This window comes from Microbacterium sp. (assembly GCF_041641055.1).
Lineage (GTDB): Bacteria > Actinomycetota > Actinomycetes > Actinomycetales > Microbacteriaceae > Microbacterium.
This window is the reverse complement of the sequence record NZ_JBEPZB010000008.1, coordinates 42,612-69,181: the sequence shown is the minus strand read 5'-3', so window position 1 is coordinate 69,181 and position 26,570 is coordinate 42,612. Positions and strand designations below refer to the sequence as shown.

Below are 26,570 nucleotides of genomic sequence, written 5' to 3'. Positions count from 1 at the left end.
GAGCGTGCACGAGAGACGCCAAAGGATCGGGCGACCCGTTGTGGCGAGCATCCAACGGAGCGGGCCGAGCCGACGATAGGGTGGAATCCGTGACGGACAAGCCCGAACTCTCGACCACCGCCGGCAGGATCGCAGACCTCCGCGCTCGCTACAACGAAGCCGTTGTCGACGCTGAGAAGGTCGCGCACGACAAGCAGCACGCCAAGGGCAAGATGACCGCCCGCGAGCGCATCGAGCTGCTCGTCGATCCCGGAAGCTTCGTCGAGTTCGACGAGTACGTGCGGCACCGCACCACCGCCTTCGGAATGGACCGGAACCGCCCGTACGGCGACTCGGTCGTCACCGGCGTCGGCACCATCCACGGACGCACCGTCGCCGTCTACTCGCAGGACTTCACCACTTTCGGCGGCTCGCTGGGCGAGGTCTCGGGCGACAAGATCATCAAGATCATGGAGTTCGCGCTGTCCGGCGGGATGCCGATCATCGGCATCCTCGATTCCGGCGGCGCCCGCATCCAGGAGGGTGTGCTCGCCCTGAGCAAATACGGCGAGATCTTCCGTCTCAACACGCGCTCGTCCGGCGTGATCCCGCAGATCTCGATCATCATGGGCCCGGCCGCCGGTGGAGCGGTTTACGGCCCGGCGCTGACCGACTTCGTCATCATGGTCGACAAGACCAGCCAGATGTTCGTCACCGGTCCCGATGTGATCAAGACGGTCACCGGCGAGGACGTCGGCATGGAGGAGCTCGGCGGTGCCCTCACGCACAACACCCGCTCCGGTGTGGCGCACTACCTGGCGGAGGACGAAGACGACGCGATCGACTACGCCCGCACCCTCCTCGGCTTCCTGCCCGACAACAACATGGCGGAGATCCCCGGCTACGAGAGCGGCTTCGAGTGGGAGACGACGGATGCCGATCGCTCGCTGAACGCGATCATCCCCGACTCCCCCAACCAGCCGTACGACATCCACACAGTGATCGAGCACGTCGTCGACGCCGGGGACTTCATCGAGGTCCAGCCGCTGTTCGCTCCCAACATCGTGATCGGATTCGGTCGCGTCGAGGGCCGCTCGGTCGGCATCATCGCCAACCAGCCGTCGCAGATGGCCGGCACCCTCAACATCGAGGCCGGCGAGAAGGCGAGCCGGTTCGTGCGCTTCTGCGACGCGTTCTCGATCCCGATCGTCACGCTCGTCGACGTACCGGGCTACCTGCCAGGCACCGACCAGGAGTGGACGGGCGTGATCCGCCGCGGCGCGAAGCTCATCTACGCGTACGCCGAGGCAACGGTCCCCCTCGTCACCGTCATCCTGCGCAAGGCCTACGGCGGCGCGTACATCGTGATGGGCTCGAAGCAGCTCGGCGCCGACGTGAACCTCGCGTGGCCGACGGCCGAGATCGCCGTCATGGGCGGCCAGGGCGCCGTGAACATCCTCTACCGCAACGAGATCAAGAAGGCGGAGGAGGCCGGCGAGGACGTCGCCGCCGTACGCACCCGGCTCGCCAACGAGTACACGTACAGCGTGACCTCGCCGTTCCTGGCTGCGGAGCGCGGCGAGATCGACGGCATCATCGAACCGGCGAACACCCGCGTCTCGATCGCGAAGGCCCTGCGCGCGTTGCGGGGCAAGCGCCAGGACCTGCCGCCGAAGAAGCACGGGAACATCCCGCTGTGAGCGTGCACGCACCAGAGGACGGGTCAGGCGAGGCCCAGCGCCCGCCGACGATCGAGATCACCCGCGGCGCGGCGACCGAAGAGGAGCTCGCCGCGCTGATCGCCGTCGTGAGCGACGCGTACGCGCAGGAGGCGGCGGAAGCCGTCGTCGAAGAGCCCGTCGTCTCGGCCTGGATGCGGACGCAGCGTCCGCTGCGTCGGCCACTGCGTCGCGACATCCCTTGGGGCCGGTTCGCCGGCTGAGCCGCAGAGAGACGGAAGGTCTGCGAGACCCGCGGAGCCCCCCAGCTCGCGGGCCACGCAGCCGACCCTCCGTCGATCGATGCGGGACCGTCGTCCCGAGCATCACCCCAGTCTGCGCATCGCTCCAATAGTACATCGATTGGAGTTATCACTTCGAAGCTCCCACCGATATACCGGTATGCACTGAAGGGGGATTCAGTCCTCCAGGTACAGATCGGAGGCACGCGGAGTCAGGACCGCATCCAACACCACGCAGGCGGCACCCACTGCACCGACATCGTCTCCGACCACGGTCCCCTCCACCGGCAGCGTGCGCACAGCCCGCGTCGCGCTTCGGGCGTGCAGGAGATCGGGCAGCTCGCGCAGATAGACCCCGCAGAGGCGCTCCCAGAAGGGACCGCCGAGCACGACGCGATCGACGTCGAGGATGTTCGTCAGCGTCGCGATCAGGACGGCGAGGTGATCGGCCGCTGTGCGGACCAGGTCGAGGGCCGGCTGCTCACCGGCATCCGCCCGCGCGCAGAGCTGGGTGAACCGCTCGTCTATCGCCGCCTCGGCGCCGCCTGTCGGTGAATCGCGCCAGAGACCCGCGGCCTCCGCTCGCTCGACGATCGCCTGCGGAGTGCAGACGACCTCCACACAGCCTCTGAGGCCGCATGCGCACGGAGGCCCGTCCGGATCGACGATGATGTGTCCGATCTCCCCGAAATTGTGGGAGCTGCCGGCGATCGCCTCGCCGTCGCGGACGACCGCGGCACCGAGACCCGTCCCGAGGTAGACGAAGACGAATGACCCCTGGCCACCACCGCCGGTCCACAGCTCGCCGACCGCTGCGGCCGTGGTGTCCTTCTCGACGGTCACCTCCAGGCCGGTGGCCTCGGCCAGGACCGACCTCAGCGGCACCCGCTCCCACCCCTGGAGTTTGGGCGGATCGATCACGGTGCCGCGCTCGGCGTCGAGCGGTCCTGGGGCCGCGACGCCGACTCCGGCCACCAGCGATCGGTCGATCCCTGCCTCGTCGATGAGGTCGGCGACGGTCTGCGCCATGATGTCCACGATCCGCCGCGGATCCTTGTCGGGAGTGCGTTCAGCCCGCCGCTCCACGACGGCGCCGGACATGTCGAGCAGGACCACGGTGATCACCGCCGGGTCCAGATGCACGCCGACCGAGTAACGGCTCTCGGCCACCAGGCGCAGAGTGACGCGGGGCTTGCCCGGCCCGGTGATGGTGCGACCGGCCTCGGTGATGAATCCCTCGTCGAGGAGCCGCCGGGTGATGTTGGTGACGGTCTGGGCGGAGAGGCCCGTGGCCTCGACCAGCTCGATGCGGCTGAGCCCCTCGACCGAGCGCCGGACGGCCTCCAGGATCACCGACTGGTTGAAGTCGCCCATCCGGGGGAGGTTGGTTCCGCGGCGCATGCCCATGCCTCATCATCTCGCACACCGCACGGTTCCGTGTCCCCCAAAATACCTACAGACAAGGATGCGAAGACCCGTGAGACTAAGGGAGACGCTTCGCGTTCGGCTGGTCTCTCTGTCCCAGGGTAGATAGACGCAGACCGGCCACCAGCGGACGGTTTTCGGGTAACTGTTCCGCACGGCGAGGGGCTGGCGGATTCGCCGCCCCTCGCCCACTCTTTCGCCTCGACTCTGATCTCCTCCCCCGATCAGAGCCGAGGGCAGGTCCTGGCGCAGCGGTGATGCCGAACGGTCACGAGGCGTCGCGTGGAATCTCGTGCCAGACGTCGACGGCGTCGTCGTCGCTCTGTCCGCCGGCACCCGCTCGGCCGACCACCGTCACGGCCGTTCGAGGGTCTCTCGCTGCCCGGATGATCCAGCGCTCGGCCTCCGCGTTGCGGAGCACCTCCGCGAGTTCATCCCGGATCTCCCCGCGCCGCTCCTCGTCGACCTCGTCCATACCGCCCTCGTCGAACACCGTCACGACCGCGCCGCGGCGACGGGCATCCTCGATCGCGTCCCGCACCGCATCGTTGAGGAGGTCGGCGCCGCGCAGCTCGTCGCGCAGCCGCCCCTCCGCCAGCCGTGCCTGCAGCCTCTCCTCGTCGTCGAGCAGGCCCTGGGTCGCCACCGCCCTGCTGAGCACAGGCCCCGCGACCGCCAGAGCGAACTGCGTGCGCAGCCGTCGCTCCTTCTGCCGCACCTGCTGTGTGGCGTGCCAGGCGGACACCGCCTGCTGGATCCCGGCGAGCCGCTCGGTGTCGCGCACCGCGCGGTCCCAGAACATGACGAGGAGGTGCGCGACGGCGACCCACATGATCGAGCCGACGAGTCCGAGCGACAGCGCCACGAAGAAGCCCAGCGCGAGGGAGGACGCCGCGACGAGCACGAGCACGACAGACCAGCCGACGACGAATCGTCGCCGCACGACGCAGACGACGCCGATCAGCCCGAGCGCTCCGATGTACCAGGTCGCGAACGGTGCCGTCCGCGTGAGCGGATCGAGCGAGAGCGTCACCAGTGCCGGGATCAGCGCACTCGCGACGAGCGTCAGGAGCGCGACCCAGAGGGGCATCCGGACGGCGATGGCGGAGTCCCAGAGAATCGCCACGTTCACGACGACGAGGTAGAGGGCGATCGCCGCCACCATGAGCAGCGGTCCGGTCGGCTGCTCGATCCACCACACTCCCCGCGCCGCGAAGTACATCGCGAAGCCGACGGCGAGCGAGGTCGCGACGCTGCGGACAGTGCGGTTCATCGCGCCTCCCAGCCCAGCGTCACCGTCGTGCCGAATCGGCTCGAGTCGATGTCGGCGGTGCCGGCGACGCCCGCCATGCGGGCGAAGATCGACGCGCGGATGCCGAGGCGGTCGGCCCCGATCGCCTCGATGTCGAATCCGGGCCCGGTATCGGAGATGGTCACGGTGATGCCCTCGTCACCTCGCCCCTCGGCGATGATGTGCAGGCCTCGACCGTGGGCGTGGGTCACCGCGTTGCCGAGTGCTTGCCTCGCCGCGAGGACGAGCGCTCTGGCGGCGCGGCCGGGGATCAGGCCGATGCCGCCGCGCTCCTCGACGATCGCATCCGCACCGAGTTCGGAGAGCGCCCGCCGGAGCTCGATCACGATCTGCGCCGCGCCGACCGGCTCATCGCTCCCCTCCTGGGCCACGGCCGCCTCGGTGTTGGCGAGGCGGGTGAGCGCTTCCCGTGCCATGCCGACGGCGAGCTCCTGGGCGCGCTCGCCCTCCGCCCGCTCGGCGGCGATCAGCGCGGCGAGGACGCTGTCGTGCATGAGCGCCGACATCGTGGCGCGCTCCTCCTCTGCGGCCGCTGCCGCGGCGGCCGCGGCATAGGAGGCCACTGCGCGTGCACGGGCTTCGTCGACGCCCGCCGCCACGGAGCGGAACATCCAGCCGAGCGAGATGATCACGATGCCGAGGATCAGGGTGAACGAGACGTCGAACGCCGTGATCACCCAGTAATCGCGGGAGAACTCCCCCTCGACCAGCCGGACGTACCCGTACACGAAGGGCAGGCACACCGCCCAGGTGAACTGGAGCCAGAGCGGGAAGGCCAGCATCGCCGCGACGACGCCGACGTTCACGAGGAAGAAGATCCACGGCTGATCCGCCGCCTTCACCATCGGATCGACGAAGCTCGGCCACGCCGCCAGCGCCGCCGTGTACACGATCGCGAACGCGCCCGAGGCTGTGCGCACCCCGCGGCCGACCACACAGGCGACCAGCATCACCACGAGCGGGACGAAGACGACGAGCAGCATCGCGATGCGCGCGGCATCCGCCCATGCCATCGTCGTGATGCCCGCGATCAGCGCCTGCGCGCCGAGGATGCCCGATCCGATCGCGACGACGGTCGCGAGGATCCGCTCCATGCGCTTGCCCGTGAAGCGCTCGAACTCGGTCTCCACACTGCCCGGAGAGGGGATCTTGCTCCAGGCCTCGCGGATGCTGAGCGGGTCAGCGGGCACTCGGCGCCCCGTCGGCCGCCACGATGCCGTCCTCCATCGCGCGGCGCAGCAGGTCGACCTTCGTCGGAGCCGGCCGGCCGACCTCGACGTACTTGACGCGGATGCGGGTGATGTTCTCCTTGGCCGTCGAGTACGCGACGCCGAGTCGTTCGGCCACCGCCTTCAGCGGCAGGCCCGTGGCGTACAGGCGCAGCACCTCACGCTCGCGGGTGGACAGCTGGGCGTCGGCGAAGTCGCGGTCGCCGTCGACCGCACTCGCCCACTCGACGTTGTTGAGGGCCTCGCCCTGGGCGACCGTGCGGATGGCGTCGAGCACGTCGTCGAGGGCCGAGGACTTGCTCACGACGCCCGCCGCACCGGCGACGAGCGCCTCGCGCACAGCTGCGGGTCGGTCGGCGACGCTGTGGATGACCACGCTCGCGCCGTCCGCCACGAGCGACCTGACGTTCTCGGTCACGGTCGTGCCGTCGCCGAGGGTCAGATCGAGCACCACGACGTCCGCCGGCGGAGACGAGGTGGCCGAACGCCAGTCGAGATAGGAGACCACCGTGCTCCCGGAGAAGACGACGGTCTGCGCACCGTCACGAGCGCACGCGGCCTCGAGACCGAGGCGGACGGATTCGTGATCGTCGATGAGTGCGACCCTGCTCATCAGCCCAGCCTACTGAGTCCGTGCGGAGACCCGATCATCGCTCACCGCGTGAGCAGCGCCACGACCTCGAAGTGGTGCGAGTGCGGGAACAGGTCGAACCCGCGCATGGTCGTGACGTTCCACCCGTGACCGCGGAAGGTGCCGAGGTCCCGTGCCAGCGCGACAGGGTCGCACGCGACGTACGCGATGGCCTCGGGGGCCAGCGCATCGAGAGCGTCGACGACGGCGCGTCCTGCGCCCGCGCGCGGCGGGTCGAGGACGACGGCGCCGGCCTTCGTGCCGGCCGGGACGCCGGCGAGATAGCGGTCGACGCGCGCCGTGACGGCGGTGACGTCGAGAGGGGCCAGGTTCCGCTGCGCGTGCGCCGTGGCCCGTCGGCTCGATTCGACGGTGACGATGTCGGTCGCTCCGCGATCGGCGAGCGTCGCGGCGAACAGGCCGACACCCCCGTACAGGTCGAAGTGCGTCGCATCCGGATCCACGTGGTCGTCGAGCACGCCGTAGACGGCGGCATCCAGCACGGACGCGGCACGGGGATGCACCTGCCAGAAGCCCCCGGCATCCACCTGGAACCGTCGGTCGCCGACCTGCTCGTACACGACCTCCGGCGCGGGGCGACGGCCCTGTCCGCGCGCAGGGCGCTGGTCCATCCGCTCCCGACGGACGACGCGTACCTCGCCATCTCCCGGTTCGATGAGGTCGACGCTGCCCGCCTCGCCTCCGGCGAGACGGCGCGCTGCCTCGGCGATCGCCGGGCGCGCGAGCGGATGCGTGCCGACCGGGATCACCCGATGGCTGCGCGCGGCGAAGGGACCCACGAGTCCGGCGTCGTCGACGTGCAGCGTCACCCTGGTGCGCCACCCGGTGCCGTCGGTCGAATCGACCGCTTCGATCTCGGGCGCCTCGAGACCGGGGCCGGCGAAGCGGTCCAGTGCCTCGGTCAGCACCTGCCGCTTGAGCACGCGCTGGTGCTCGAGGTCGATGTGGCCGAGGTCGGCCCCGCCGGGGCGATCCTCGGGAGCGCGCGAGACGTCGGCCTCCGCCCAGATGTGCGGGCGTCGGTGCGGCGAGGCTTCGAGGACCTCGACGGTCTCGGCACGCCAGAAGCTCTTCGACTCCCCCGTCGAGTCCTCGGTCAGGCGCGCACGCACCCGCTCGCCGGGGACGGCGTCGGAGACGAACACGACGCGTCCTTCGTGGCGGGCGATGAAGGTACCGCCGTGCGCGATGCCGGTGATGTCCAGATCGAGCAGGTTCGGGGAGGAAGTCATCCTTCGAGGATACGGTGGTGAACATGCGCGTCTGCCTCGCCTCCACCTCTCCCGCCCGCCTGATGCTGCTGCGGCAGGCCGGTATCGAGCCGCTGACCCAGTCCCCCGACGTCGATGAGGATGCCGTCGCCGCAGCGGCCGAAGCCGAACGGGGCGCGGAGCTCGCGCCGGACGAGCTCGTCCTGCTGCTCGCCCGCGCCAAGGCCGCCGACGTCGCCCGACGGCTCGCCGATGGAGGCTCCTTCGACGGGATCGTGATCGGGGGCGACTCGATGTTCGCGCTGAACGGCCGCGTGTACGGCAAGCCGTACACGCCGGAGGAGGCGACGCGGCGCTGGCACGAGATGCGCGGCGCCACCGGCATCCTGCATTCGGGCCATTCGGTCTTCCGCGTCTCCCCGGGAATCGCCCCGGTCGAGGCGACGGCGACGGCTCAGGCGTCCGTGACGTTCGCCGACGACATCGGCGATGCCGAGATCGAGGCGTACGTCGCCTCCGGCGAGCCCCTGCTCGTCGCGGGGGCCTTCACGGTCGACAGCCTCGGCGGCGCGTTCATCACCCGTGTCGACGGGGATCCCTCCACCGTCGTCGGCATGTCGCTGTCGACCGTGCGCCGCCTCGCTGCCGAGCTCGGAGTGACCTGGACCGACCTCTGGTCGTAGAGTCCCGTCGACGTTTCTCCCTCTTTCTTGTGGAGAGTCGTCAAATGGATCGGGAGCCTACTCGCTAGGCTGGCAATCATGCCTGATATCGCCAAGGTGCTCATCGCCAACCGCGGCGAGATCGCCGTACGCATCATCCGTGCCGCCCGTGACTCGGGGATCGCCTCGGTCGCCGTGTACGCCGACCAGGATCGCGACGCTCTGCACACCCGCCTCGCCGACGAGGCCTATGCCCTCGGCGGAGCCACGAGCGCCGAGACCTACCTGCAGATCGAGAAGATCCTCTCCGTCGCCCGCCGTGCCGGCGCCGACGCCGTGCACCCCGGGTACGGCTTCCTCGCCGAGAACGCCGAGTTCGCCCGCGCCGTGATCGGCGCAGGCATGACCTGGATCGGCCCCTCCCCCGAAGCCATCGAGGCCCTCGGAGACAAGGTCACCGCCCGCCACGTCGCCGAGAAGGTGGGCGCACCGCTCGCCCCCGGCACGCCGGGCCCCGTCTCCGGAGCCGACGAGGTCATCGCCTTCGCGCAGGAGTTCGGCCTCCCCATCGCCATCAAGGCGGCCTACGGCGGCGGCGGCCGCGGCCTCAAGGTCGCGCGCGAGCTCGACGAGGTCGCTGAGCTGTTCGAGTCGGCGACCCGGGAGGCCGTCACGGCCTTCGGACGCGGCGAGTGCTTCGTCGAGAAGTACCTCGACAAGCCCCGCCACGTCGAGACACAGTGCCTGGCGGATGCCGAGGGCAATGTCGTCGTCATCTCCACGCGCGACTGCTCGCTGCAGCGTCGCCACCAGAAGCTCGTCGAGGAGGCGCCCGCGCCCTTCCTCACCGATGAGCAGAACGCCCAGCTCTACTCCGCTTCGAAGGCCATCCTCAAGGAGGTCGGCTACGTCGGAGCGGGCACCTGCGAGTTCCTCATCGGCGCAGACGGCACCGTCTCGTTCCTCGAGGTGAACACCCGTCTGCAGGTCGAGCACCCCGTCTCCGAAGAAGTCACGGGAATCGACCTCGTGCGCGAGCAGTTCCGCATCGCCGCCGGCGGCACGATCGACTACGACGACCCGCAGCCGACCGGGCACTCCATCGAGTTCCGCATCAACGGCGAGGACCCCGGTCGCGGCTTCCTGCCGCAGCCCGGTCCCATCCACGTCTTCAAGACCTTCGGCGGCCCCGGCATCCGTCTCGATTCCGGCGTCACCGCCGGCGACTCGGTCTCCGGCGCCTTCGACTCGCTGCTCGCGAAGATCATCGTCACCGGCAAGGACCGCGCCGAGGCCCTGGAGCGCTCGCGCCGCGCCCTCGAGGAGTTCGAGGTCGCAGGTCTGCCCACCGTGCTGCCGTTTCACCGCAAGGTCGTGAACGATCCGGCGTTCACCGCCGTCGACGGCGAGTTCGGCGTCTTCACCCGCTGGATCGAGACCGAGTTCGAGAACGACATCCCGGCGTGGGACGGCGAGCTCGAGGCACCCGGCGCCGGCGAGAACCGTCACACCGTCGTCGTCGAGGTCGGCGGCAAGCGCCTCGAGGTCAGTCTCCCCGACCGCGTGGCCGTGGCCGCCGGCACCACCGGTCGTCCGGCCGCAGTCCCGCCGTCCCGCCGCAGCCACGCCACCTCGGTGAGCGCCGGCGCCTCCGGAGACGCGGTCAAGTCGCCCATGCAGGCCACCGTCGTCAAGGTCGCCGTCGAAGAGGGCCAGCAGGTCGTCAAGGGCGATCTGGTCGTCGTCCTCGAGGCGATGAAGATGGAGCAGCCGCTGCAGGCTCACAAGGACGGCACGATCGGCAACATCGGCGCCGTCGCCGGTGCGACCGTCTCGGCAGGGCACCAGCTGCTCACGATCAGCTGACACCTGGCCTCACACGACGAAGGCGCCCCGCAGGAGCGGGGCGCCTTCGTCGTGTCGGTGCGACCTCGGGTCAGGAGATCTTCGCGTTGACGAGATGCATGGCGCGGCTGGCGTCGGTGATGCTGCTCGACAGCGACGGGTAGGCCGCGAACACACGCGAGACCTGGTCGACCGTGAGGCGACGCTCGACGGCGACGGCGATCGGGTAGATCAGCTCCGAGGCCTTCGGGGCCACGATGACGCCACCGATCACGGTGCCCGATCCCTTGCGGGCGATCAGCTTCACGAAGCCGTCCTTGATGCCCATCATCTTCGCCCGCGGGTTGGCGGCCAGCGGCAGCTTGTAGACGAGTCCGTCGGCCACGCCGTCCTCGACGTCCTTCTCCGAGTAGCCGACCGTCGCGATCTCGGGGGCGGTGAAGATGTTGGAGGTGATCTTGATGAGCTCGAGCGGGATCACGATGTCACCCAGCGCGTGGAAGACCGCGGTGCGGCCCTGCATCGACGCGACCGAGGCGAGCGGGAAGAAGTTCGTGCAGTCCCCCACCGCGTAGACGTTGGGCACCGAGGTGCGCGCCACGCGGTTGACCCTGACGTGCCCGGTCTCGTCGAGCTCGACCCCGGCGTCCTCGAGCCCGATGCCTGCGGTGTTCGGGATCGACCCGACCGCGAGGAGGCAGTGGCTGCCGTCGACCGTACGGCCGTCGGAGAGCGTCGCCGTGACGCCGTCCTTGGTGACCTCGACCTTCTCGGCGCGGGACTTGGAGAGCACCGTCATGCCGCCGCGCTTGAAGACCTTCTCGAGCACGTGGGCGGCATCCTGGTCCTCACCGGGGAGCACCTGCTCACGGCTGGAGATCAGCGTCACCTTGGCGCCCAGGTTCATGTAGGCGGAGGCGAACTCGGCGCCGGTCACACCGGAGCCGACGACGATGAGGTGCTCGGGGAGCGCCTTCATGTCGTACAGCTGCGTCCAGGTGAGGATGCGCTTTCCGTCGGGCTTCGCCGAATCCAGCTCGCGCGGCGAAGCACCGACGGCCACGATGATGGTGTCGGCTTCGACACGGTCGAAGTCGGTGCCGTCCTGACCGGTCGAGACGATGATCGCGTTGGGACCCTCGAGCCGTCCGTGACCCGACAGGATGCGGACTCCGGCCTCGAGCAGGGTCGTGCGCATGTCCTCGGACTGCTGACCGGCGAGTGCGATCAGGCGCTTGTTCACGGCTGCGAGGTTGATCGCGATCTCGGGCTTCAGCGGCTTGCCGTACTCACCCTTCGCGTAGAACTGCACACCGAGGTCGGAGGCTTCCGAGATGGCCACGGCGGCATCCGCCGTGGCGATCAGGCTCTTGGACGGCACGACGTCGGTGAGGACAGCCGACCCGCCGACACCCACCCGCTCGACGAGGGTCACCTCCGCTCCGAGCTGAGCGGCCGCGAGGGCCGCCTCGTAACCGCCGGGACCGCCGCCGAGGACGGCGACGCGCTGAGTGCGCTCAAAAGGGGTGGAAGACATGATCTCCATTCTTCCGCAATCCTGGCACCGGAGCCTGCACCTTCCTAGAGTGGAACCCATGTCTGACACACACAGCAACCCCCTCGACGACCCGAACGCGAATCCGTTCGAGATCGCGGCCGAGGCAGCCGCCGACATCGCGCGCCTGACCGGAGTCGAGAAGCACGACATCGCCCTCACCCTCGGCAGCGGCTGGGGCAAGGCCGCCGACATCATCGGCGAGACCACAGCGACGATCCCCGCCACCGAGGTGACCGGCTTCTCGAAGCCCGCTCTCGAGGGGCACGTGGGCACTCTGCGCAGCATCCGCACCCCCGACGGCAAGAACGTCCTCGTCATCGGCGCGCGCACCCACTACTACGAGGGACACGGTGTGCGCCGCGTGGTGCACTCGGTCCGCACCGCCGCGGCGACGGGCGCCGAGATCATGGTGCTCACCAACGGCGCAGGCGGCGTCCGCGAGACCTGGACGCCCGGACAGCCGGTGCTGATCAGCGACCACATCAACCTGACCGCCGACTCCCCGCTCGAGGGTGCCACCTTCATCGACCTCACCGACCTCTACTCGAAGCGCCTGCGCGACATCGCCCGCGGTGTCGACCCCAGCCTCGACGAGGGCGTCTACACGCAGTTCCGCGGTCCGCACTACGAGACACCAGCCGAGGTGCAGATGGCGAAGCACATCGGTGGGCACATCGTCGGCATGTCGACCGCCCTCGAGGCGATCGCCGCGCGCGAGGCCGGCATGGAGATCCTCGGCTTCTCGCTCATCACCAACCTCGCGGCCGGCATCCAGCTGACCCCTCTCAGCCACGCCGAGGTCATCGAGGCCGGTCGAGAGGCCGAGCCGGTGATCTCCGCTCTGCTGGCACGAGTGGTCGAGGCGCTGTGAACGACGAGCGCCTCGCCCAGGCGCGGGCCTGGATGCGGCAGGATCCCGATCACGAGACCCGTGACGAGCTCGCCGCGGTGATCACCCGCGCGGCGGGCGGCGACGAGGCGGCATCCGCCGACCTCGACGACCGCTTCCACACCAGGCTCGCCTTCGGCACCGCCGGTCTGCGCGGAGCGCTCGGTGCCGGGAGCAACCGCATGAACCGCGTCCTCGTGGCTCAGGCGGCGGCAGGCTTCGCGGCGTACCTGCACGAACGAGCGCGGGGGTCCACGCCCACCGTCGTGATCGGATACGACGGACGCCGCAACTCCCGCGTCTTCGCCGCCGACTCGGCCGAGCTGTTCGCGGGTGCCGGTCTGCGAGCGATCCTGCTCCCACGGCTCCTGCCGACTCCGGTGCTCGCGTTCGCGGTGCGCCACCTCGGCGCGGATGCCGGCGTGATGGTGACCGCCTCGCACAACCCCCCGAACGACAACGGCTACAAGGTCTACCTCGGCGGGCCGGACCAGGGGTCTCAGATCGTGGCTCCCGCGGATGCCGAGATCGCGGCGCACATCCAGCGCGTGGCCGACGCCGGAGACGTGTCGGCGCTCCCCCGCTCCACGCAGTACGAGACCGCGGGCGAGGAAGTCGTCGAGGCCTACATCGCGGCCACCGCCGCCGTCGCACCAGCGCCCGCCGGCGCCGCGGACCTGCGCTGGGTCTACACGGCCATGCACGGCGTGGGCTGGGAGACCGTCTCGAAGGTGGTCGCGGCGGCGGGGTATCCGCAGCCGATGGTCGTCGGCGAGCAGCTTCAGCCCGACGCCACATTCCGCACCGTGTCGTTCCCCAATCCCGAGGAGCCGGGAGCGATGGACCTGGCGTTCTCCCGCGCACGCCGTGTGCAGGCGGACTTCATCCTCGCGAACGACCCGGATGCCGATCGTCTCGCCGTGGCGGTGCCCGATGCGTCGGCGGAGAGCGGCTGGCGTCGTCTCACCGGAAACGAGGTCGGGCTGCTGCTCGGAGCTCGCGCAGCGCGTGCAGCCGCCGGCACCCCGGGGGCGTCGCTGGCCTGCTCGCTGGTGTCCTCCCCCGGCCTCGGCGCCGTGGCCGCACATCACGGACTCGACTTCCACGAGACGCTCACCGGCTTCAAGTGGATCTCCCGCGCACCCGGCATCGTGTTCGGATTCGAGGAGGCGCTCGGTTACCTCGTGAACCCCGAGACGGTGCGCGACAAGGACGGCATCTCCGCCGCCGTCGCGATCTTAGGTCTCGCGGCGGAGGCGCACGAGCGCGGTTCGTCGCTGACGGGCCTGCTCGCCGAGCTGGGCGACACCTACGGGCACTTCGCGAGCGGCCAGGTGTCGGTGCGCGTCGACGACCTCTCGGTGATCGGCAGAGTCATGCTGTCGCTGCGCACGCTCCCTCCGACGCAGTTCGGCGGCCATGCCATCGCCTCGGCTGAGGACCTGCTGCAGGCGGGCGACGGACAGCCCTCCGGCGACGTCCTGCGCTACCGGCTGACGGACGGCTCCCGCATCATCGTGCGTCCGAGCGGCACGGAGCCGAAGCTCAAGGTGTACATCGACGCCAAGGCCGAGTCCGCTGAGAGGGCCGGCGAGATCGTCGGCGAGCTCGAGGCCGCGATCCGCTCGCTGCTCGACGAGCGCTCCTAGGTGCCGGATGCCGAGGAGACAGGTCGTCATCACCGCGCATAACGGTGTGCACGCCCGACCGGTCGCAGAACTCGTGCGGCTCGTGCAGGCGCACCCCCATCCCGTGACCCTGCGCACGTCGTCGGGGGCGGTCGTGGACCTCAGCAGCGTGCTCGCGCTGATGGACCTCGCCCTCGCACCCGGCGACGCCGTGGTGCTGGAGACGAGGGAGTCGGTCGACGCCGAGTCGCTGCTCGACACGCTGGCCGACGTGCTGGCTCCGCGCGGCTGAGAGGCTCGCTCGCACTGGGCTCTGCGGCACTCAGCCGTCGATGACGGCGACGAGCTCGTCGAGGAACGCCTCGAAGCTGGTGCCCCGGCGCACGATCCGCTGCACGCTGTCGCGCTCGCTGAACACCTCGACGAGCTGTTCGAACACGGTCTGGAACGCGGCGCGGTCGCTCTCGCTGAATGCGGCGAGGGCGACCACCTGCACCCTTCCCTCGCCCCAGGCGGCTGAACCGTCGGCGACGCCGACCGCGATCGCGGTCCTCGTCGCGGTCATCTGCAGCGCGTGGGGCACGGCGAGCGCATCAGTGAAGGCTGTGGACGACATCCGCTCGCGCACGATGGTGTTCTCCACGTAGTCGTCGCCGATCAGCCCTGCGTCGACGAGCAGCCCACCGAGTCGGCGGATGATCGCTTCCTCCCCCTCGTCGGCGAGCGGATAGACGAAGGCGTCGGCGACGAAGTACCGCGCGAGCTCGGCACGGAGGCGCGTCAGGCGTCGTCCGCGGCGAACGCGGGCTGCGGCCTGCTGGATGCGGTCGACGTCGGCGTCCGTCAGGAACGGCTGGATCCGCACGAACCGGTCTCCGGTCGCGCCCGGCTCGATCGTGCTGAGCACCAGATCGGTGTCGAAGGAGGTCCACTCCGGGTCGACGTTGGTGACGACGCTCGTGACCTCGATCGCCGACCCCAGGGACCGGTCCACGCTGGAGCGGAGCAGTTCGTGAAGCTCGTAGTACCCGGGGCACACGATGGTCGCCGTGAGGATCGACTCGGCCTTGCGGCTGCGTTCGAGACGCCCGCCGACGTGCATGGCGATGTAGGCGATCTCGTCATCGTGGATGGGAGTGCCCAGACGGTCGTGCAGACCGCTGGCGATCGAGACGGCGACCTCGAAGATCATCGGGTACGTCGTCTTCAGCGACCGCGTCAGCGGATTGCGGGTCAGCGCGCGCTCCTGGGCGCGGCGCAGCAGATTCTGCACGTGCAGGGCGAGGCGGAGCACGAACGGCTCGTCGACGAGGTCGACCTGGAAGTCCTCGGCCGCCCTGGTGATCTCGGCCCGGACGGCCGATTCCACCGCGGGGTCGACGCCGCTGCGAGCGACGTCGCCCGCCGCGTCAACGCCCGGCGCGACGATGCGGGTGAGCACGAGGGAGGCGAGGTGCCCGCTGTCTCCGTCGCCGAGCGCCACCGAGAAGTGCGCCTGAGCGAGTCGGGCGATCACCGCGCCGACGCGCGGGATCTCCTCGCGCGCCCCGGCGGGCGCATCCTCGAGAGCGTGCCCCGCGGCGACCCGGTCGGCTGCAATGGCGATGTGCAGCAGCACGTCGGCGATCGCGAGCTCGTTGACGTAGTAGCCCAGCTCCCCCAGCTCCCGTACGAGCTCCGACTTGAACGGTGCGACTGCATGCGCGGTGACGGCACTCCCCGACAGAGCACGGCGGAACGTCTCGGGATGGAACGATGCCGCATCCATCTCGTCATGGGCAAGGCGACTGAGCAGACGACGCTGCGCCGCCTCGTCGCCGCGCAGACGCACGATCTCCCGGTCCCGCTCGAGCGTGAGGTCCGTGCCGCCGAGGAGACCTCGGACACGCGCCAGGTCGGCCTCGAGCGTCGCCTCACTCACGTGGAGCCTGTCGGCCGCCTCGAAGACGTCGACACCCTCCGGCACGTCGAGCAGGGTGCGGACGAGGGTGTGCAGCCGATCGCGCGGAGCGGACTCACCGCTCTGCCTCGTGCGCAGTGCGCCGCGCGCACCGGACCCTGCGCGGTACCCGGCAGGCCCCGACTCCACGGCATCCGACCCAGGCGTGCGTGAATTCAACGCCGCGACATACGAGCGGATGCTGCGGGGAGTGACCCCGAGCTGATCGGCGAGGCTGGCGGCCGTCGCCCAGTCGCCCTGGCGGAGCAGGGTCGAGAGGAGCTGGTCCTGGCGCTGACGCGACATGATCCTCCCCGTGCTCCGTGCCGACTGCACTGTCCTGGCGTGACTTCCATGATGTCAGTACTCCGGTGCCCCCGCTCCGAAACGGATGTTCCGCAGGGGCGGAAAGGAACGTGTTGGCGACACCACCCCGCCGCTTCTCAGACTGTTCTCAGGAAAGGTGAGCATCGATGAAGATCCTCGTGGTGTGCGGCGCCGGTGCGTCGAGCACGTTCGTCGCACAGCGACTGCGCAGGGCGGCCTCCGAGGCCGGCCTCCAGTGGGATGCCGCCGCAGGGATGGAGCATTCCGTCGCGGGCGGCGACCACGATCTGATCCTCGTCGGACCTCACCTCGCCGATCGTCTCGAAGCGATCCGCCAGGCAGCGCCCGCCCCGGTGGCGGTGCTCCCCGACGACGTCTTCGCAGACCGCGACGGCACCCGCACGCTGGCGCTGGCCCGCTCGATCCTCGCCGAGGCGGGGACCCTCCCGAAAGGAACATCATGACCGTCTCCCGCACCGTCCGGATCGGCTCGTCGCACGGACTCCACGCGCGCCCCGCGAAGCTGTTCGCGCAGGCCGCGAAGGACTCCGGCATCCCTGTCACGATCGCGAAGGACTCGGGCAAGGCGGTCAACGCGGCCAGCATCCTCGGGGTGATCGCGCTCGCGATCGAGCACGGCGACTACGTCACGCTCACCGCGGACGGCGACGGCGCCGAGGGTGTCCTCGACACGCTCACCGAGCTCCTCACCACCGATCACGACCAGGACGCCTGAGCATGGGCGAGCTGCGCGGAGTCGGCATCGGCCTCGGCGTCGCCCAGGGCGTCGTCGTGCGGATGACCGAGGCGCTGCCGGCTCCGGACAGCACGCCGAGCACGCAGGGGGCTGATGCCGAGCGCGCGCGAGTCCGCGATGCGGTCGCGGCCGTCGCACAGGAGCTCACGGCGCGCGGAGAGACTGCCGGCGGCTCGGCCCAGGAGGTGCTCGAGGCGCAGGCGATGATCGCGGAGGATCCGACGCTGCAGGACGAGGTCGATGCGCGCATCGACGACGGCGCCACCGCCGAATGGGCCGTGCACGATGCATTCGCCGGCTTCCGCGCGACGCTGGAGGCCGTCGGCGGCTACCTCGGCGAGCGCGCAGCCGACCTCGACGACATCGCGCAGCGCGTGCTCGCCCGTCTCCGCGGCGTGGATGCGCCGGGAGTGCCGGATCCGGGGCATCCGTTCGTGCTCGTCGCCCGCGATCTCGCTCCGGCCGACACCGCGCTGCTGAACCTCGACCAGGTGCTCGCGCTGGTCACCTTCGACGGCGGGCCGACCTCGCACACGGCGATCCTCGCCCGCGAGAAGGGCATCGTCGCGATCGTCGGCGCTGCGGCCGCCTCGGAGCTCATCACCGGCCAGCCCGTGATCGTCGACGCCGCTGCCGGCATCGTCACCCTGGATCCGACGGACGACGAGAAGCAGCGCGCCGAACAGCGCGCCGCCGCCCGTCGCTCCGCGGATTCCGCACCGCTTACCCCCGGCGCCCTCGCCGACGGCACGCTGATCCCGCTGCTGGCGAACCTGGGGAAGCCCGCAGACGCATCGGATGCCGTCGAGCGCGGGGCCGAGGGCGTCGGGCTGTTCCGCACGGAGTTCCTGTTCCTCTCATCGGCCCAGGCGCCGACCGTGCAGCAGCAGCGCGAGTCGTATCGGGAGCTCCTCGCGGCCTTCCCCGGGAAGAAGGTGGTGGTGCGGATGCTGGACGCCGGCGCCGACAAACCTCTGGCCTTCCTCAACGACGCCCACGAGGAGAACCCCGCACTCGGGCTGCGCGGACTGCGCGCACTGCGGGCGAGCGAAGACATCCTGCGCGAGCAGCTGACCGCGCTGGCCGAGGCGGATGCCGCCACCGACGCCGACCTGTGGGTCATGGCGCCGATGGTCGCGACCGTCGAGGAGACGCAGTACTTCACCTCGCTCGCGCGGGAGTACGGCCTCAAGACCGCCGGCGTCATGGTCGAGATTCCGGCCAGCGCCCTGCTCGCCGACCGGATCCTCGCGCATGCGGACTTCGCGTCGATCGGCACGAACGACCTCACTCAGTACACGATGGCCGCTGATCGCATGCTGGGGTCCGTCGCCGGATTCCAGGACCCGTGGCATCCGGCCGTCCTGCGCCTCGTGCGCGAGGTCGGCGCGGCCGGCGCACGCCTGGGCAAGCCGGTGGGCATCTGCGGCGAGGCCGCCGCAGATCCGATGCTCGCCGTGGTCCTCGTCGGTCTCGGCGCCACGAGCCTCTCGATGGCGCCCTCCGCACTCGCGGATGTGCGCCACACCCTCGCACAGCACACTCTCGACGAGGCTCGCACCCTCGCCGAACGGGCCCTGTCGGCGGACGACGCCGCCGGAGCCCGACTGGCCGTGGCCGATGCCGCGGCATCCCTTCCCCCTCACCAGAAAGAGACGACATCATGACGACGACGTCACCGGCCGCCACGAAGTCAGGCGGCCTCCGAACGGGCGTGCAGCGCTTCGGCACGTTCCTCTCGGGCATGATCATGCCCAACATCGCCGCGTTCATCGCGTGGGGATTCATCACCATGCTCTTCATCCCCGCAGGGTTCTTCGGTGAGGACAGTCCGTTCAAGTGGCACTGGTACCCGGTGGCCGAGCTCATCGGCGGCGGTGGCGACTCCGCGATCGTCGGATGGCAGGGAGCCATGACGGGCCTCGCCGAAGGCGACGGGGGCAACATCTTCGCCTACGTCGGACTCGTGGGACCGATGGTCACCTACCTGCTCCCGCTTCTCATCGCCAACACCGCTGGGCGCATGGTCTACGGCGAGCGAGGCGGTGTCGTCGCGACGATCGCGACGATGGGTGTCATCGTCGGCACGAACATCCCGATGTTCCTCGGTGCGATGATCATGGGCCCGCTCGCGGCCTACATCACCAAGCAGATGGACAGGCTGTGGGACGGCAAGATCCGCCCCGGATTCGAGATGCTGGTCAACAACTTCTCTGCCGGCATCCTGGGAATGCTGCTGGCGATCTTCGGATTCTTCGCGTTCGGCCCCGTGATGCTCGGCATCAGCGCTATTCTCGGCGGTGCCGTCGACTGGCTGGTCGCGCTCAACCTGCTCCCCCTCGTGTCGATCATCGTCGAGCCCGCGAAGGTGCTGTTCCTCAACAACGCCATCAACCACGGCGTCTTCACCCCTCTCGGCATCGAGCAGGCGACAGAGACCGGCAAGTCGATCCTGTTCCTCATCGAGGCGAACCCCGGCCCCGGTCTCGGTCTTCTGCTCGCCTTCACCTTCTTCGGTGTCGGTGCCGCCAAGGCATCCGCACCGGGAGCCGCGATCATCCAGTTCTTCGGTGGCATCCACGAGATCTACTTCCCGTACGCGCTCAGCAAGCCGACCACCATCCTCGCCCTGATCGCGGGTGGAGCCGCCGGCGTCACCACGAACATGCTGCTCGGCGGCGGACTGGCATTCCCCGCAGCGCCGGGAAGCATCATCGCCGTCACCGCGGCAGCCATCGGCCCCGGCGTGCCGAACCTGCTGGTCGTGTACCTGTCGGTCATCATCGCCGCCGTCGTGACGTTCCTCATCACCGGTGTCATCCTGCGGGCATCGCGCAAGCGCGACCTGGAGGCCGAGGGCGACAGCTTCGGCGACGCGATCGCGCAGACCGAGGCGAACAAGGGCAAGTCCTCGGCAGCGATGGATGCTCTCCGCGCCTCCTCCGGCGCGGCCGCACCGACCGCCGTCGCCACCGACCGCCGCATCCAGAACGTCGTGTTCGCCTGCGACGCCGGGATGGGCTCCTCGGCGATGGGCGCGAGCGTGCTGCGCAACAAGTTCAAGAAGGCAGGGGTCGAGGGCGTCACCGTCACGAACCAGGCCATCGCGAACCTCGACGGCAGCGCCGACCTCGTGATCACGCAGCAGCAGCTGACCGATCGCGCCCAGGCGCAGTCGCCGAACTCGATCCACGTGTCCGTCGACAACTTCATGAACTCTCCGAAGTACGAAGAGGTCGTCGAGATGGTGCGCGCGCAGCGCGACTCCGACGCGTGACAGACCGGGCGGGGCGGGTGCTCCGGCATCCGCCCCGCCTTCACATCCTCAGAAAGAAGAAGGAATCACCATGAGCGTTCTCTCCCTCGACCAGGTCCGCATCCACTCCGGAGGCAGCACGCAGGAGGCCGCCCTCCAGGAGGCGACTGACATCCTCGTCGCCGCCGGCGCGGTCACCCCGGCGTACGTCGACGCGATGCGCCAGCGCGAGCAGACGGTCTCGACGTACATGGGCAACGGTCTGGCGATTCCGCACGGCACGAATGACGCGAAGGACGCGATCCTCGGATCCGCCCTGTCGGTCGTCCGCTACGACGGCGGCGTGGACTGGGATGGCGAGCAGGCCACGTTCGTGGTCGGCATCGCCGGACGCGGCGACGAGCACCTCGAGATCCTGTCGCAGATCGCGATCCTCTTCTCCGACGAGGACGACGTCGCGAAGCTCAACGCCGCCCAGACCCCCGAAGAGCTCTACGCGCTGCTCTCGGCGGTGAACGACTGATGAAGGCCGTCCATTTCGGCGCCGGCAACATCGGTCGGGGCTTCGTCGGCCTGCTGCTGCACGAGGGAGGCTACGAGATCGTCTTCTCCGACGTCGCCGACGCTCTGGTCGATGCGATCAACGCCGTCGATTCGTACACGGTGCACGAAGCGGGGCCCGGTGGCACAGACCATGTGGTGACCGGGTTCCGCGCGGTCAACAGCAGAACGGACCCGGATGCCGTCGCCGACGAGGTCGCGTCGGCAGACGTGGTGACGACGGCCGTCGGCCCGACCGTGCTGCGGTTCGTGGCCCCGACGATCGTGGCGGGCCTAGCGCGCCGCTCCCCTGACGCCGTGCCGCTGCAGGTCATGGCCTGCGAGAACGCGATCGGCGCCACCGACACACTGCGCGACGAGATCGAGAAAGCGGCGGGAGCGGATGCCGAGCAGCTGCTCGCCCGCGCCGTGTTCGCGAACACCGCCGTCGACCGCATCGTCCCCGGGCAGCCCGCCGACGGCGGCGTCGATGTCACGGTGGAGCCCTACTTCGAGTGGGCGATCGAATCCGGAGCGTTCGGCGGGGACCTCCCCCGCATACCAGGAGCGCACTTCGTCGAGAACCTCGCCCCCTACATCGAGCGCAAGCTCTTCACGGTGAACACCGGGCACGCGGCCACCGCGTACTTCGGTGCGCGAGCCGGCATCGACCGCATCTCCGACGCCCTCGCCGACCCCGACATCGCCGCGCGCGTGTCGGCGACCCTCGAGGAGACGTCGGCGGTCCTCGTCGCCGAGCACGGACTCGACCCCGCCGACCTCGCCGAGTACCGCGCGACGATCCTCGAGCGGTTCCGCAATCCCGCGCTCGTCGACACCGTGCGGCGGGTGGGACGTCAGCCGCTGCGGAAGATCTCGCGCCATGAGCGCTTCATCGGACCGGCCGCGATGGCCGCCGAGCGCGGTCTGCCGACGATCGCCCTCGTGGGTGCCGTCACCGCCGCCCTCGAGTTCGAGGACGCCGAGGACGAGCAGGCGGTCGAGCTGCAGTCGCTGCTGCGCACCGAGGATGCGCTCGCCCTCACCGTGCGCGCGACAGGCCTGGATCCGGAGCATCCGCTGTTCCCCGCCGTCCGCGACGCCGTCGAGTCGCGGCAGACGGCGCTGCGCTCCGCCTAGCCGTCAGCTCCTCGCATCCCTGCCGCCCCGTGCCGCCGTGCCGATACGATCGGCACGGGGCGCGGAAGCGAGCACAGCGACGTGCGAGGAGCAGCATGAACAGATACGCCGTCATCGGCGCGGGGCCGTCCGGGCTCGCCGCGGCCAGGGCGCTGACCCGACGCGGGATCGGCGTCGACGGCTACGAGGCCTCGACCGGCGTCGGCGGGCTGTGGGACATCGACAACCCCCGCAGCACGATGTACGAGTCCGCGCATCTGATCTCGTCTCGCACGACGACCGAGTTCACCGAGTTCCCGATGCGCTCCACCGTCGACTACCCGGGCCATCGGGAGCTGCGCCGGTACTTCGAGGAGTACGCCGAGCACTTCGGTCTGACCGGTCTCTTCCGCTTCCGCACCGGGGTGACCCGCCTCGACCCTCGAGACGGAGGCTGGGACCTCACCAGCACCGGTCCCGACGGCGAGCGCACCCGGTGGTACGCAGGGGTCGTCCTCGCGAACGGCACACTCGCAGAGCCGCGCATCCCCTCGTTCGCGGGCAGCTTCAGCGGCGAGCTCATGCATACGAGTCGGTACCGGTCACCCGCGCAGCTCGCGGGCCGTCGAGTGCTGCTGATCGGCGCGGGCAACTCCGGATGCGACATCGCAGTGGATGCCGTGCACCACGCCGCCTCCGTCGACATGAGCGTGCGCCGCGGCTACCACTTCGTCCCCCGCTATCTCTTCGGCAGGCCGAGCGACACCCTCAACCAGGGCCGCCCGCTGCCCGCGCTTCTCAAGCAGGCGGTCGACAGCCGGGTGCTCAAGGCCTTCACCGGCGACCCGGTGCGATTCGGCTTCCCGAAGCCCGATCACCGGATCTACGAGTCGCATCCGATCGTGAACACGATGATCCTGAACCACCTCGGTCAGGGCGATCTGCGCATCAGGGCCGATGTCGAGCGGTTCGACGGCGAGACGGTCCGGTTCCGCGACGGCACGTCCGACGAGTACGACCTCGTGCTGCTCGCGACCGGGTACCGCCTCGACTACCCGTTCGTGGACCGTCGGCATCTGCCCTGGCAGGGCGCCGCACCGCGGCTGTTCCTGCACGTCTTCCCCGCCTCCTTCAACGGCCTGTTCGTGATGGGGATGATCGAGGCCTCCGGCATCGGCTGGCAGGGTCGGTACGAGCAGGCGGAGCTGCTGGCGGCCTATCTGGATGCCGCGGAGCACGATCCCGAGCGCGCGCACCGTTTCCGCACCCGCGTCACGGGCCAGCCGTGGCCCGACCTCACCGCCGGCTACCGATACCTCGCTCTCGACCGGATGGCGTACTACGTCAACAAGGACGCGTACCGGGGTGCGGTGCAGCGCGAGAAGCAGGCCCTCGACGCGCACGGGTGACGCGGAGCGGCGCACGCTCCCCCGGTGACCTCACATACGCCCGCCCTAGGGTGGACAGGTGCAGAAGAAGCGCGGCCGTCGTGCCCTCAAGGTGATCGTCTGGGGACTGGTCGCCGTCCTCGTCCTCGGTATCGGCGGCATCGTCGTCTGGAGCCAGGTCGGGGTGATGCCCGCCGAGAAGGCTCCGCTGGCGAGCGTGCGCGACAACTCCGCGATCACGGTCGAGGACGCGGAGCAGGGCATCGTGCTGACTCCGGCCGACGGAGAGTCCGAGGTGGGCCTCGTCTTCGTGCCCGGCGCCAAGGTCGACCCGTGGGCGTACGCCCCGATCCTGCAGAGCCTCGCGGAGGAGGGCGTGACCGTGGTGATCACCCGTCCCTGGCTGAACCTCGCGTTCTTCGACCTGCGGGGTCTCGACGCGTTCACCTCCGCCGCACCCGACATCGACGAGTGGGCGGTCGGCGGGCACTCCCTCGGCGGAGTCCGGGCCTGCCAGCTCGCCGCGGACGCCGATGCGCTGGTGCTGTTCGGCTCCTACTGCTCGACGGATCTGTCCGGAAGCGATCTTCCGGTGCTGAGCATCTCCGGCAGCGAGGACGGCCTGTCGACGCCGGAGAAGATCGATGCAGCGCTCGATCAGCTTCCGGCCGACGCCGAGATGATCGAGATCGCGGGAGCATCCCACGCGTCGTTCGGCGACTACGGGCCGCAGGCGGGCGACGGGGAGCCGACCCTTTCCAGCGACGAGATGCACGCCGAGGTCTCCGAGGTGCTCGTCCCCTTCTTCACCGACCTGGCGCAGGACTGACACCGGGTCAGGGCGGTCTGCGGCGGGCTCCGGCTCAGCCGAGTATCTCGTCGAGGACCGGATGCAGGTGCCTGGTGCGCAGCACCGTCGACGCCGACCGTGCTCCCGCGGTGAGGGCGACCGGGACCTCGGCCCCCGCGAGCCGGGCGTCGAGGACGCCGGCCAGGAATGCATCACCCGCCCCGTTCGTGTCGACGACCTCGACGGGGACGGCGGCGACACGGTGCTCGGCGCCGTCCGCATCGACGGCGACCGCGCCGTCGGCACCGAGTGTGCAGACCGCGAGGGTCGCCCCGGCTCGGATGCAGGACCGCAGGAACGCGACGGGATCGTCGAGGCGATCGGCGTTGCAGAAGACCGCCTCAGCCGCAGCGAGGAAGGGCCGGTGGAACTCGGCGGTGCCGTCGTAGTCGTGTACGTCGACCCAGATCGGCCGTCCCGTGCTCTGCGCCAGCGGCAGCAGGCGCAGCGGCTCAGCGGCGAGGTCGAGGACGATGGCGTCGGCATCCGCCATCGCCGCCGTCAGTGCCGCATCATCCGCGCCGTCGGTCGCCGCGGGCGCTGCGAGATACAGTGACACCCGCTCGCCGCGACGGGTCATCAGGTTGAGGTGCCGCTCGGTCGCATCGGCCGTGCCCCACCGCGTGCGCACACCGGCGCGCTCCAGCGCCGAGCGCACCAGGGTCCCCGGTTCATCCCGCGCGCTCAGGGCGTACAGGAGGCTCGACCGGCCGAGCGCGACCAGGCTCAGAGCCTTGCCGGCGCTCGTCCCGCCCAGCGTCTCCCAGCTGTCCTCCGCGAACTGCATGTGCGGCACCGGCTCGGGCAGCCGGTCGACCAGCACGATCGAGTTCCACGAGGCGGGCCCCGCGATGAAGACGGATGCGCTCATGCTCGAGGTCTCGTGGGTCGCGCGCTCAGACGTCGAAGCCCTCGGCGATCATCTCGACGAGCTCTTCGCGCTCCTCGACAGGGAGGAATGCGGCCGCCGCGGCGTTGAACTGGAACGTCTCGAGGTCGTCGAGGTCGTACTCGAACGCCTCGACGAGGAGCGACAGCTCCCGGGTGAGGGAGGTGGCGCTCATGGTGCGGTTGTCGACGTTGACCGTCACGGCGAAGCCCAGCTGGTAGAGCAGGTCGAACGGGTGATCCGCCATCGTGTTGCCCCAGGCCGCGATCGCGCCGGTCTGCAGGTTCGACGACGGCGACAGCTCGAGGGGGATCTCCCGGTCGCGCACCCAGCGGGCGAGGTCGCCGAACTGCACCTGGACCTCGTCACCCTCCTGGGTGATGACCTGCAGGTCCTCGGCGATCCGCACACCGTGCCCGAGGCGCAATGCGCGGCCGTCCAGAAGGGCGGAGCGGATGGATGCGGGACCCGCCGCCTCACCCGCGTGCACGGTCACCGGGAAGAAGTTCTCGGCGAGGAAGTCGAAGGCCGCACGGTGGTCCGAGGCCGGGAAGCCGTCTTCGGGCCCTGCGATGTCGAAGCCGACGGCGCCGCGCCCGCGGAAGCCCACCGCGAGCTCCGCGATCTCACGCGACCGAGCGGTGTGGCGCATCGCGGTGATCAACTGGCCGACGCGAATGCTGTGTCCCGCGCGATCCGCGGCATCCTCACCCTCTTCGAGGCCCTGCTGCACGGCCTCGACGGTCTGCTCGAGGCTGAGTCCACCGGCGAGATGCTGCTCGGGCGCCCAGCGCACCTCGCCGTAGATCACACCGTCACGAGCGAGGTCCTGGACGAACTCGCGAGCGACGCGGGTAAGGCCTTCCTTCGTCTGCATGACGGCGACCGTGAGGTCGAACGTCTTCAGGTACTCGACGAGGGAGCCGGAGTCGCTCTGCGTCGCGAACCATTTGCCGAGCGCCGCGGGCTTCGACGCAGGCACCTCGAGCCCGATGGCATCCGCCAGCTCGATGATCGTCGAGGGACGCACCGCGCCGTCGAGGTGGTCGTGCAGCGACACCTTCGGCAGGCTGCGCAGGGATGCCCCCTGGATCGTGACATCGCCGTTCGCGTCGATCGACATGGAATTCCTCTCGGTCGCGGATTCGCTCAGTC

At 69.9% G+C, this 26,570-nt stretch carries 24 protein-coding genes; 15 read left to right on the top strand and 9 right to left on the bottom strand.

Translation table 11 applies throughout. The features are described 5' to 3' along the window. The first annotated feature begins 89 nt into the window (after positions 1-89). On the top strand, positions 90-1,679 hold the full coding sequence (locus ACESK8_RS07250) for an acyl-CoA carboxylase subunit beta (protein WP_372967962.1): 1,590 nt from the start codon (positions 90-92) through the stop codon (positions 1,677-1,679). Further along, a complete protein-coding gene (locus tag ACESK8_RS07245; RefSeq protein ID WP_372967961.1) occupies positions 1,676-1,921 on the top strand; it encodes an acyl-CoA carboxylase subunit epsilon in 246 nt (81 codons plus the stop codon). The genes ACESK8_RS07250 and ACESK8_RS07245 overlap by 4 nt, the downstream gene beginning before the upstream one ends. Positions 1,922-2,116: 195 nt before the next feature. On the opposite strand, the gene ACESK8_RS07240 is transcribed toward ACESK8_RS07245, so the two are convergent. From ACESK8_RS07240 to ACESK8_RS07220, 5 genes are all read right to left on the bottom strand, one after another. Further along, on the bottom strand, positions 2,117-3,346 hold the full coding sequence (locus ACESK8_RS07240) for an ROK family transcriptional regulator (RefSeq protein WP_372967960.1): 1,230 nt from the start codon (positions 3,344-3,346) through the stop codon (positions 2,117-2,119). Between the two features lie 286 nt (positions 3,347-3,632). Beyond that, the gene (locus ACESK8_RS07235; protein ID WP_372967959.1) at positions 3,633-4,637 is read right to left on the bottom strand and encodes a hypothetical protein; all 1,005 of its coding nucleotides are present in this window, start codon (positions 4,635-4,637) and stop codon (positions 3,633-3,635) included. Then, complete coding sequence (locus tag ACESK8_RS07230) at positions 4,634-5,866, bottom strand: ATP-binding protein (RefSeq protein WP_372967958.1); 1,233 nt, start codon at positions 5,864-5,866, stop codon at positions 4,634-4,636. Before ACESK8_RS07230 ends, ACESK8_RS07235 begins: the two co-directional genes overlap by 4 nt. Next, entirely contained in the window at positions 5,856-6,518 is a 663-nt protein-coding gene (locus tag ACESK8_RS07225; protein WP_060927170.1) for a response regulator transcription factor, read from the bottom strand. The genes ACESK8_RS07230 and ACESK8_RS07225 overlap by 11 nt, the downstream gene beginning before the upstream one ends. Before the next feature lie 41 nt (positions 6,519-6,559). After that, complete coding sequence (locus ACESK8_RS07220; protein ID WP_372967957.1) at positions 6,560-7,789, bottom strand: class I SAM-dependent RNA methyltransferase; 1,230 nt, start codon at positions 7,787-7,789, stop codon at positions 6,560-6,562. Between the two features lie 23 nt (positions 7,790-7,812). Here ACESK8_RS07220 and ACESK8_RS07215 point away from each other — a divergent pair, with 23 nt between their 5' ends. Together ACESK8_RS07215 and ACESK8_RS07210 are read left to right on the top strand one after the other, a co-directional pair. Next, a complete protein-coding gene (locus ACESK8_RS07215; protein ID WP_372968021.1) occupies positions 7,813-8,451 on the top strand; it encodes a nucleoside triphosphate pyrophosphatase in 639 nt (212 codons plus the stop codon). A 78-nt stretch (positions 8,452-8,529) separates the two neighbouring features. After that, a complete protein-coding gene (locus tag ACESK8_RS07210) occupies positions 8,530-10,296 on the top strand; it encodes a biotin carboxylase N-terminal domain-containing protein (RefSeq protein ID WP_372967956.1) in 1,767 nt (588 codons plus the stop codon). A 70-nt stretch (positions 10,297-10,366) separates the two neighbouring features. Here ACESK8_RS07210 and ACESK8_RS07205 read toward each other — a convergent pair whose 3' ends face one another. Then, the gene (locus ACESK8_RS07205; RefSeq protein WP_372967955.1) at positions 10,367-11,821 is read right to left on the bottom strand and encodes an NAD(P)H-quinone dehydrogenase; all 1,455 of its coding nucleotides are present in this window, start codon (positions 11,819-11,821) and stop codon (positions 10,367-10,369) included. A gap of 49 nt (positions 11,822-11,870) precedes the next feature. On the opposite strand from ACESK8_RS07205, the gene ACESK8_RS07200 reads away from it, so the two are divergent. From ACESK8_RS07200 to ACESK8_RS07190, 3 genes are read left to right on the top strand one after another with little or no spacing between them, the layout of a single operon-like run. Further along, positions 11,871-12,704, top strand: coding sequence for a purine-nucleoside phosphorylase (locus tag ACESK8_RS07200; RefSeq protein WP_372967954.1), 834 nt, complete (start codon positions 11,871-11,873; stop codon positions 12,702-12,704). Further along, positions 12,701-14,371 (top strand): phospho-sugar mutase, encoded by a 1,671-nt coding sequence (locus ACESK8_RS07195; protein ID WP_372967953.1) that lies wholly within the window; start codon positions 12,701-12,703, stop codon positions 14,369-14,371. The genes ACESK8_RS07200 and ACESK8_RS07195 overlap by 4 nt, the downstream gene beginning before the upstream one ends. Positions 14,372-14,378: 7 nt before the next feature. Beyond that, positions 14,379-14,642: an HPr family phosphocarrier protein gene (locus ACESK8_RS07190; RefSeq protein WP_060927165.1), complete on the top strand. Its 264-nt coding sequence runs from the start codon at positions 14,379-14,381 to the stop codon at positions 14,640-14,642. A gap of 30 nt (positions 14,643-14,672) precedes the next feature. Here ACESK8_RS07190 and ACESK8_RS07185 read toward each other — a convergent pair whose 3' ends face one another. Further along, on the bottom strand, positions 14,673-16,595 hold the full coding sequence (locus ACESK8_RS07185; RefSeq protein WP_372967952.1) for a transcription antiterminator: 1,923 nt from the start codon (positions 16,593-16,595) through the stop codon (positions 14,673-14,675). Between the two features lie 167 nt (positions 16,596-16,762). Between ACESK8_RS07185 and ACESK8_RS07180 the strand changes: the two genes are divergently transcribed. From ACESK8_RS07180 to ACESK8_RS07145, 8 genes are all read left to right on the top strand, one after another. Next, entirely contained in the window at positions 16,763-17,080 is a 318-nt protein-coding gene (locus ACESK8_RS07180) for a PTS sugar transporter subunit IIB (protein ID WP_372967951.1), read from the top strand. Next, on the top strand, positions 17,077-17,352 hold the full coding sequence (locus ACESK8_RS07175; protein WP_372967950.1) for an HPr family phosphocarrier protein: 276 nt from the start codon (positions 17,077-17,079) through the stop codon (positions 17,350-17,352). The genes ACESK8_RS07180 and ACESK8_RS07175 overlap by 4 nt, the downstream gene beginning before the upstream one ends. Before the next feature lie 2 nt (positions 17,353-17,354). After that, the gene (ptsP, locus tag ACESK8_RS07170) at positions 17,355-19,040 is read left to right on the top strand and encodes a phosphoenolpyruvate--protein phosphotransferase (protein ID WP_372967949.1); all 1,686 of its coding nucleotides are present in this window, start codon (positions 17,355-17,357) and stop codon (positions 19,038-19,040) included. Next, positions 19,037-20,650 (top strand): PTS mannitol transporter subunit IICB, encoded by a 1,614-nt coding sequence (locus ACESK8_RS07165; protein ID WP_372967948.1) that lies wholly within the window; start codon positions 19,037-19,039, stop codon positions 20,648-20,650. The genes ptsP and ACESK8_RS07165 overlap by 4 nt, the downstream gene beginning before the upstream one ends. Positions 20,651-20,720: 70 nt before the next feature. Further along, positions 20,721-21,152, top strand: coding sequence for a PTS sugar transporter subunit IIA (locus tag ACESK8_RS07160; protein ID WP_372967947.1), 432 nt, complete (start codon positions 20,721-20,723; stop codon positions 21,150-21,152). Beyond that, positions 21,152-22,309, top strand: coding sequence for a mannitol-1-phosphate 5-dehydrogenase (locus tag ACESK8_RS07155; RefSeq protein WP_372967946.1), 1,158 nt, complete (start codon positions 21,152-21,154; stop codon positions 22,307-22,309). The genes ACESK8_RS07160 and ACESK8_RS07155 overlap by 1 nt, the downstream gene beginning before the upstream one ends. Before the next feature lie 95 nt (positions 22,310-22,404). Then, positions 22,405-23,697: a flavin-containing monooxygenase gene (locus ACESK8_RS07150; protein ID WP_372967945.1), complete on the top strand. Its 1,293-nt coding sequence runs from the start codon at positions 22,405-22,407 to the stop codon at positions 23,695-23,697. 58 nt (positions 23,698-23,755) lie between these two features. Beyond that, positions 23,756-24,505 carry an alpha/beta hydrolase gene (locus tag ACESK8_RS07145; RefSeq protein WP_372967944.1) on the top strand — a complete coding sequence of 250 codons (750 nt, stop codon included), beginning with the start codon at positions 23,756-23,758 and terminating at the stop codon, positions 24,503-24,505. A gap of 34 nt (positions 24,506-24,539) precedes the next feature. On the opposite strand, the gene ACESK8_RS07140 is transcribed toward ACESK8_RS07145, so the two are convergent. After that, positions 24,540-25,397, bottom strand: coding sequence for a carbohydrate kinase family protein (locus ACESK8_RS07140; protein WP_372967943.1), 858 nt, complete (start codon positions 25,395-25,397; stop codon positions 24,540-24,542). A gap of 25 nt (positions 25,398-25,422) precedes the next feature. Next, positions 25,423-26,538 (bottom strand): adenosine deaminase, encoded by a 1,116-nt coding sequence (locus ACESK8_RS07135; RefSeq protein WP_372967942.1) that lies wholly within the window; start codon positions 26,536-26,538, stop codon positions 25,423-25,425. Between the last annotated feature and the right edge of the window lie 32 nt (positions 26,539-26,570).

Coding starts and splice junctions, on each gene's coding strand:
- ACESK8_RS07240 (WP_372967960.1), bottom strand. CDS start 3,346: ATGGGCATGCGCCGCGGAACCAACCTCCCCCGGATGGGCGACTTCAAC.
- ACESK8_RS07235 (WP_372967959.1), bottom strand. CDS start 4,637: ATGAACCGCACTGTCCGCAGCGTCGCGACCTCGCTCGCCGTCGGCTTC.
- ACESK8_RS07225 (WP_060927170.1), bottom strand. CDS start 6,518: ATGAGCAGGGTCGCACTCATCGACGATCACGAATCCGTCCGCCTCGGT.
- ACESK8_RS07220 (WP_372967957.1), bottom strand. CDS start 7,789: ATGACTTCCTCCCCGAACCTGCTCGATCTGGACATCACCGGCATCGCG.
- ACESK8_RS07215 (WP_372968021.1), top strand. CDS start 7,813: ATGCGCGTCTGCCTCGCCTCCACCTCTCCCGCCCGCCTGATGCTGCTG.
- ACESK8_RS07210 (WP_372967956.1), top strand. CDS start 8,530: ATGCCTGATATCGCCAAGGTGCTCATCGCCAACCGCGGCGAGATCGCC.
- ACESK8_RS07205 (WP_372967955.1), bottom strand. CDS start 11,821: ATGGAGATCATGTCTTCCACCCCTTTTGAGCGCACTCAGCGCGTCGCC.
- ACESK8_RS07200 (WP_372967954.1), top strand. CDS start 11,871: ATGTCTGACACACACAGCAACCCCCTCGACGACCCGAACGCGAATCCG.
- ACESK8_RS07190 (WP_060927165.1), top strand. CDS start 14,379: ATGCCGAGGAGACAGGTCGTCATCACCGCGCATAACGGTGTGCACGCC.
- ACESK8_RS07185 (WP_372967952.1), bottom strand. CDS start 16,595: ATGTCGCGTCAGCGCCAGGACCAGCTCCTCTCGACCCTGCTCCGCCAG.
- ACESK8_RS07180 (WP_372967951.1), top strand. CDS start 16,763: ATGAAGATCCTCGTGGTGTGCGGCGCCGGTGCGTCGAGCACGTTCGTC.
- ACESK8_RS07175 (WP_372967950.1), top strand. CDS start 17,077: ATGACCGTCTCCCGCACCGTCCGGATCGGCTCGTCGCACGGACTCCAC.
- ptsP (WP_372967949.1), top strand. CDS start 17,355: ATGGGCGAGCTGCGCGGAGTCGGCATCGGCCTCGGCGTCGCCCAGGGC.
- ACESK8_RS07165 (WP_372967948.1), top strand. CDS start 19,037: ATGACGACGACGTCACCGGCCGCCACGAAGTCAGGCGGCCTCCGAACG.
- ACESK8_RS07160 (WP_372967947.1), top strand. CDS start 20,721: ATGAGCGTTCTCTCCCTCGACCAGGTCCGCATCCACTCCGGAGGCAGC.
- ACESK8_RS07155 (WP_372967946.1), top strand. CDS start 21,152: ATGAAGGCCGTCCATTTCGGCGCCGGCAACATCGGTCGGGGCTTCGTC.
- ACESK8_RS07150 (WP_372967945.1), top strand. CDS start 22,405: ATGAACAGATACGCCGTCATCGGCGCGGGGCCGTCCGGGCTCGCCGCG.
- ACESK8_RS07140 (WP_372967943.1), bottom strand. CDS start 25,397: ATGAGCGCATCCGTCTTCATCGCGGGGCCCGCCTCGTGGAACTCGATC.
- ACESK8_RS07135 (WP_372967942.1), bottom strand. CDS start 26,538: ATGTCGATCGACGCGAACGGCGATGTCACGATCCAGGGGGCATCCCTG.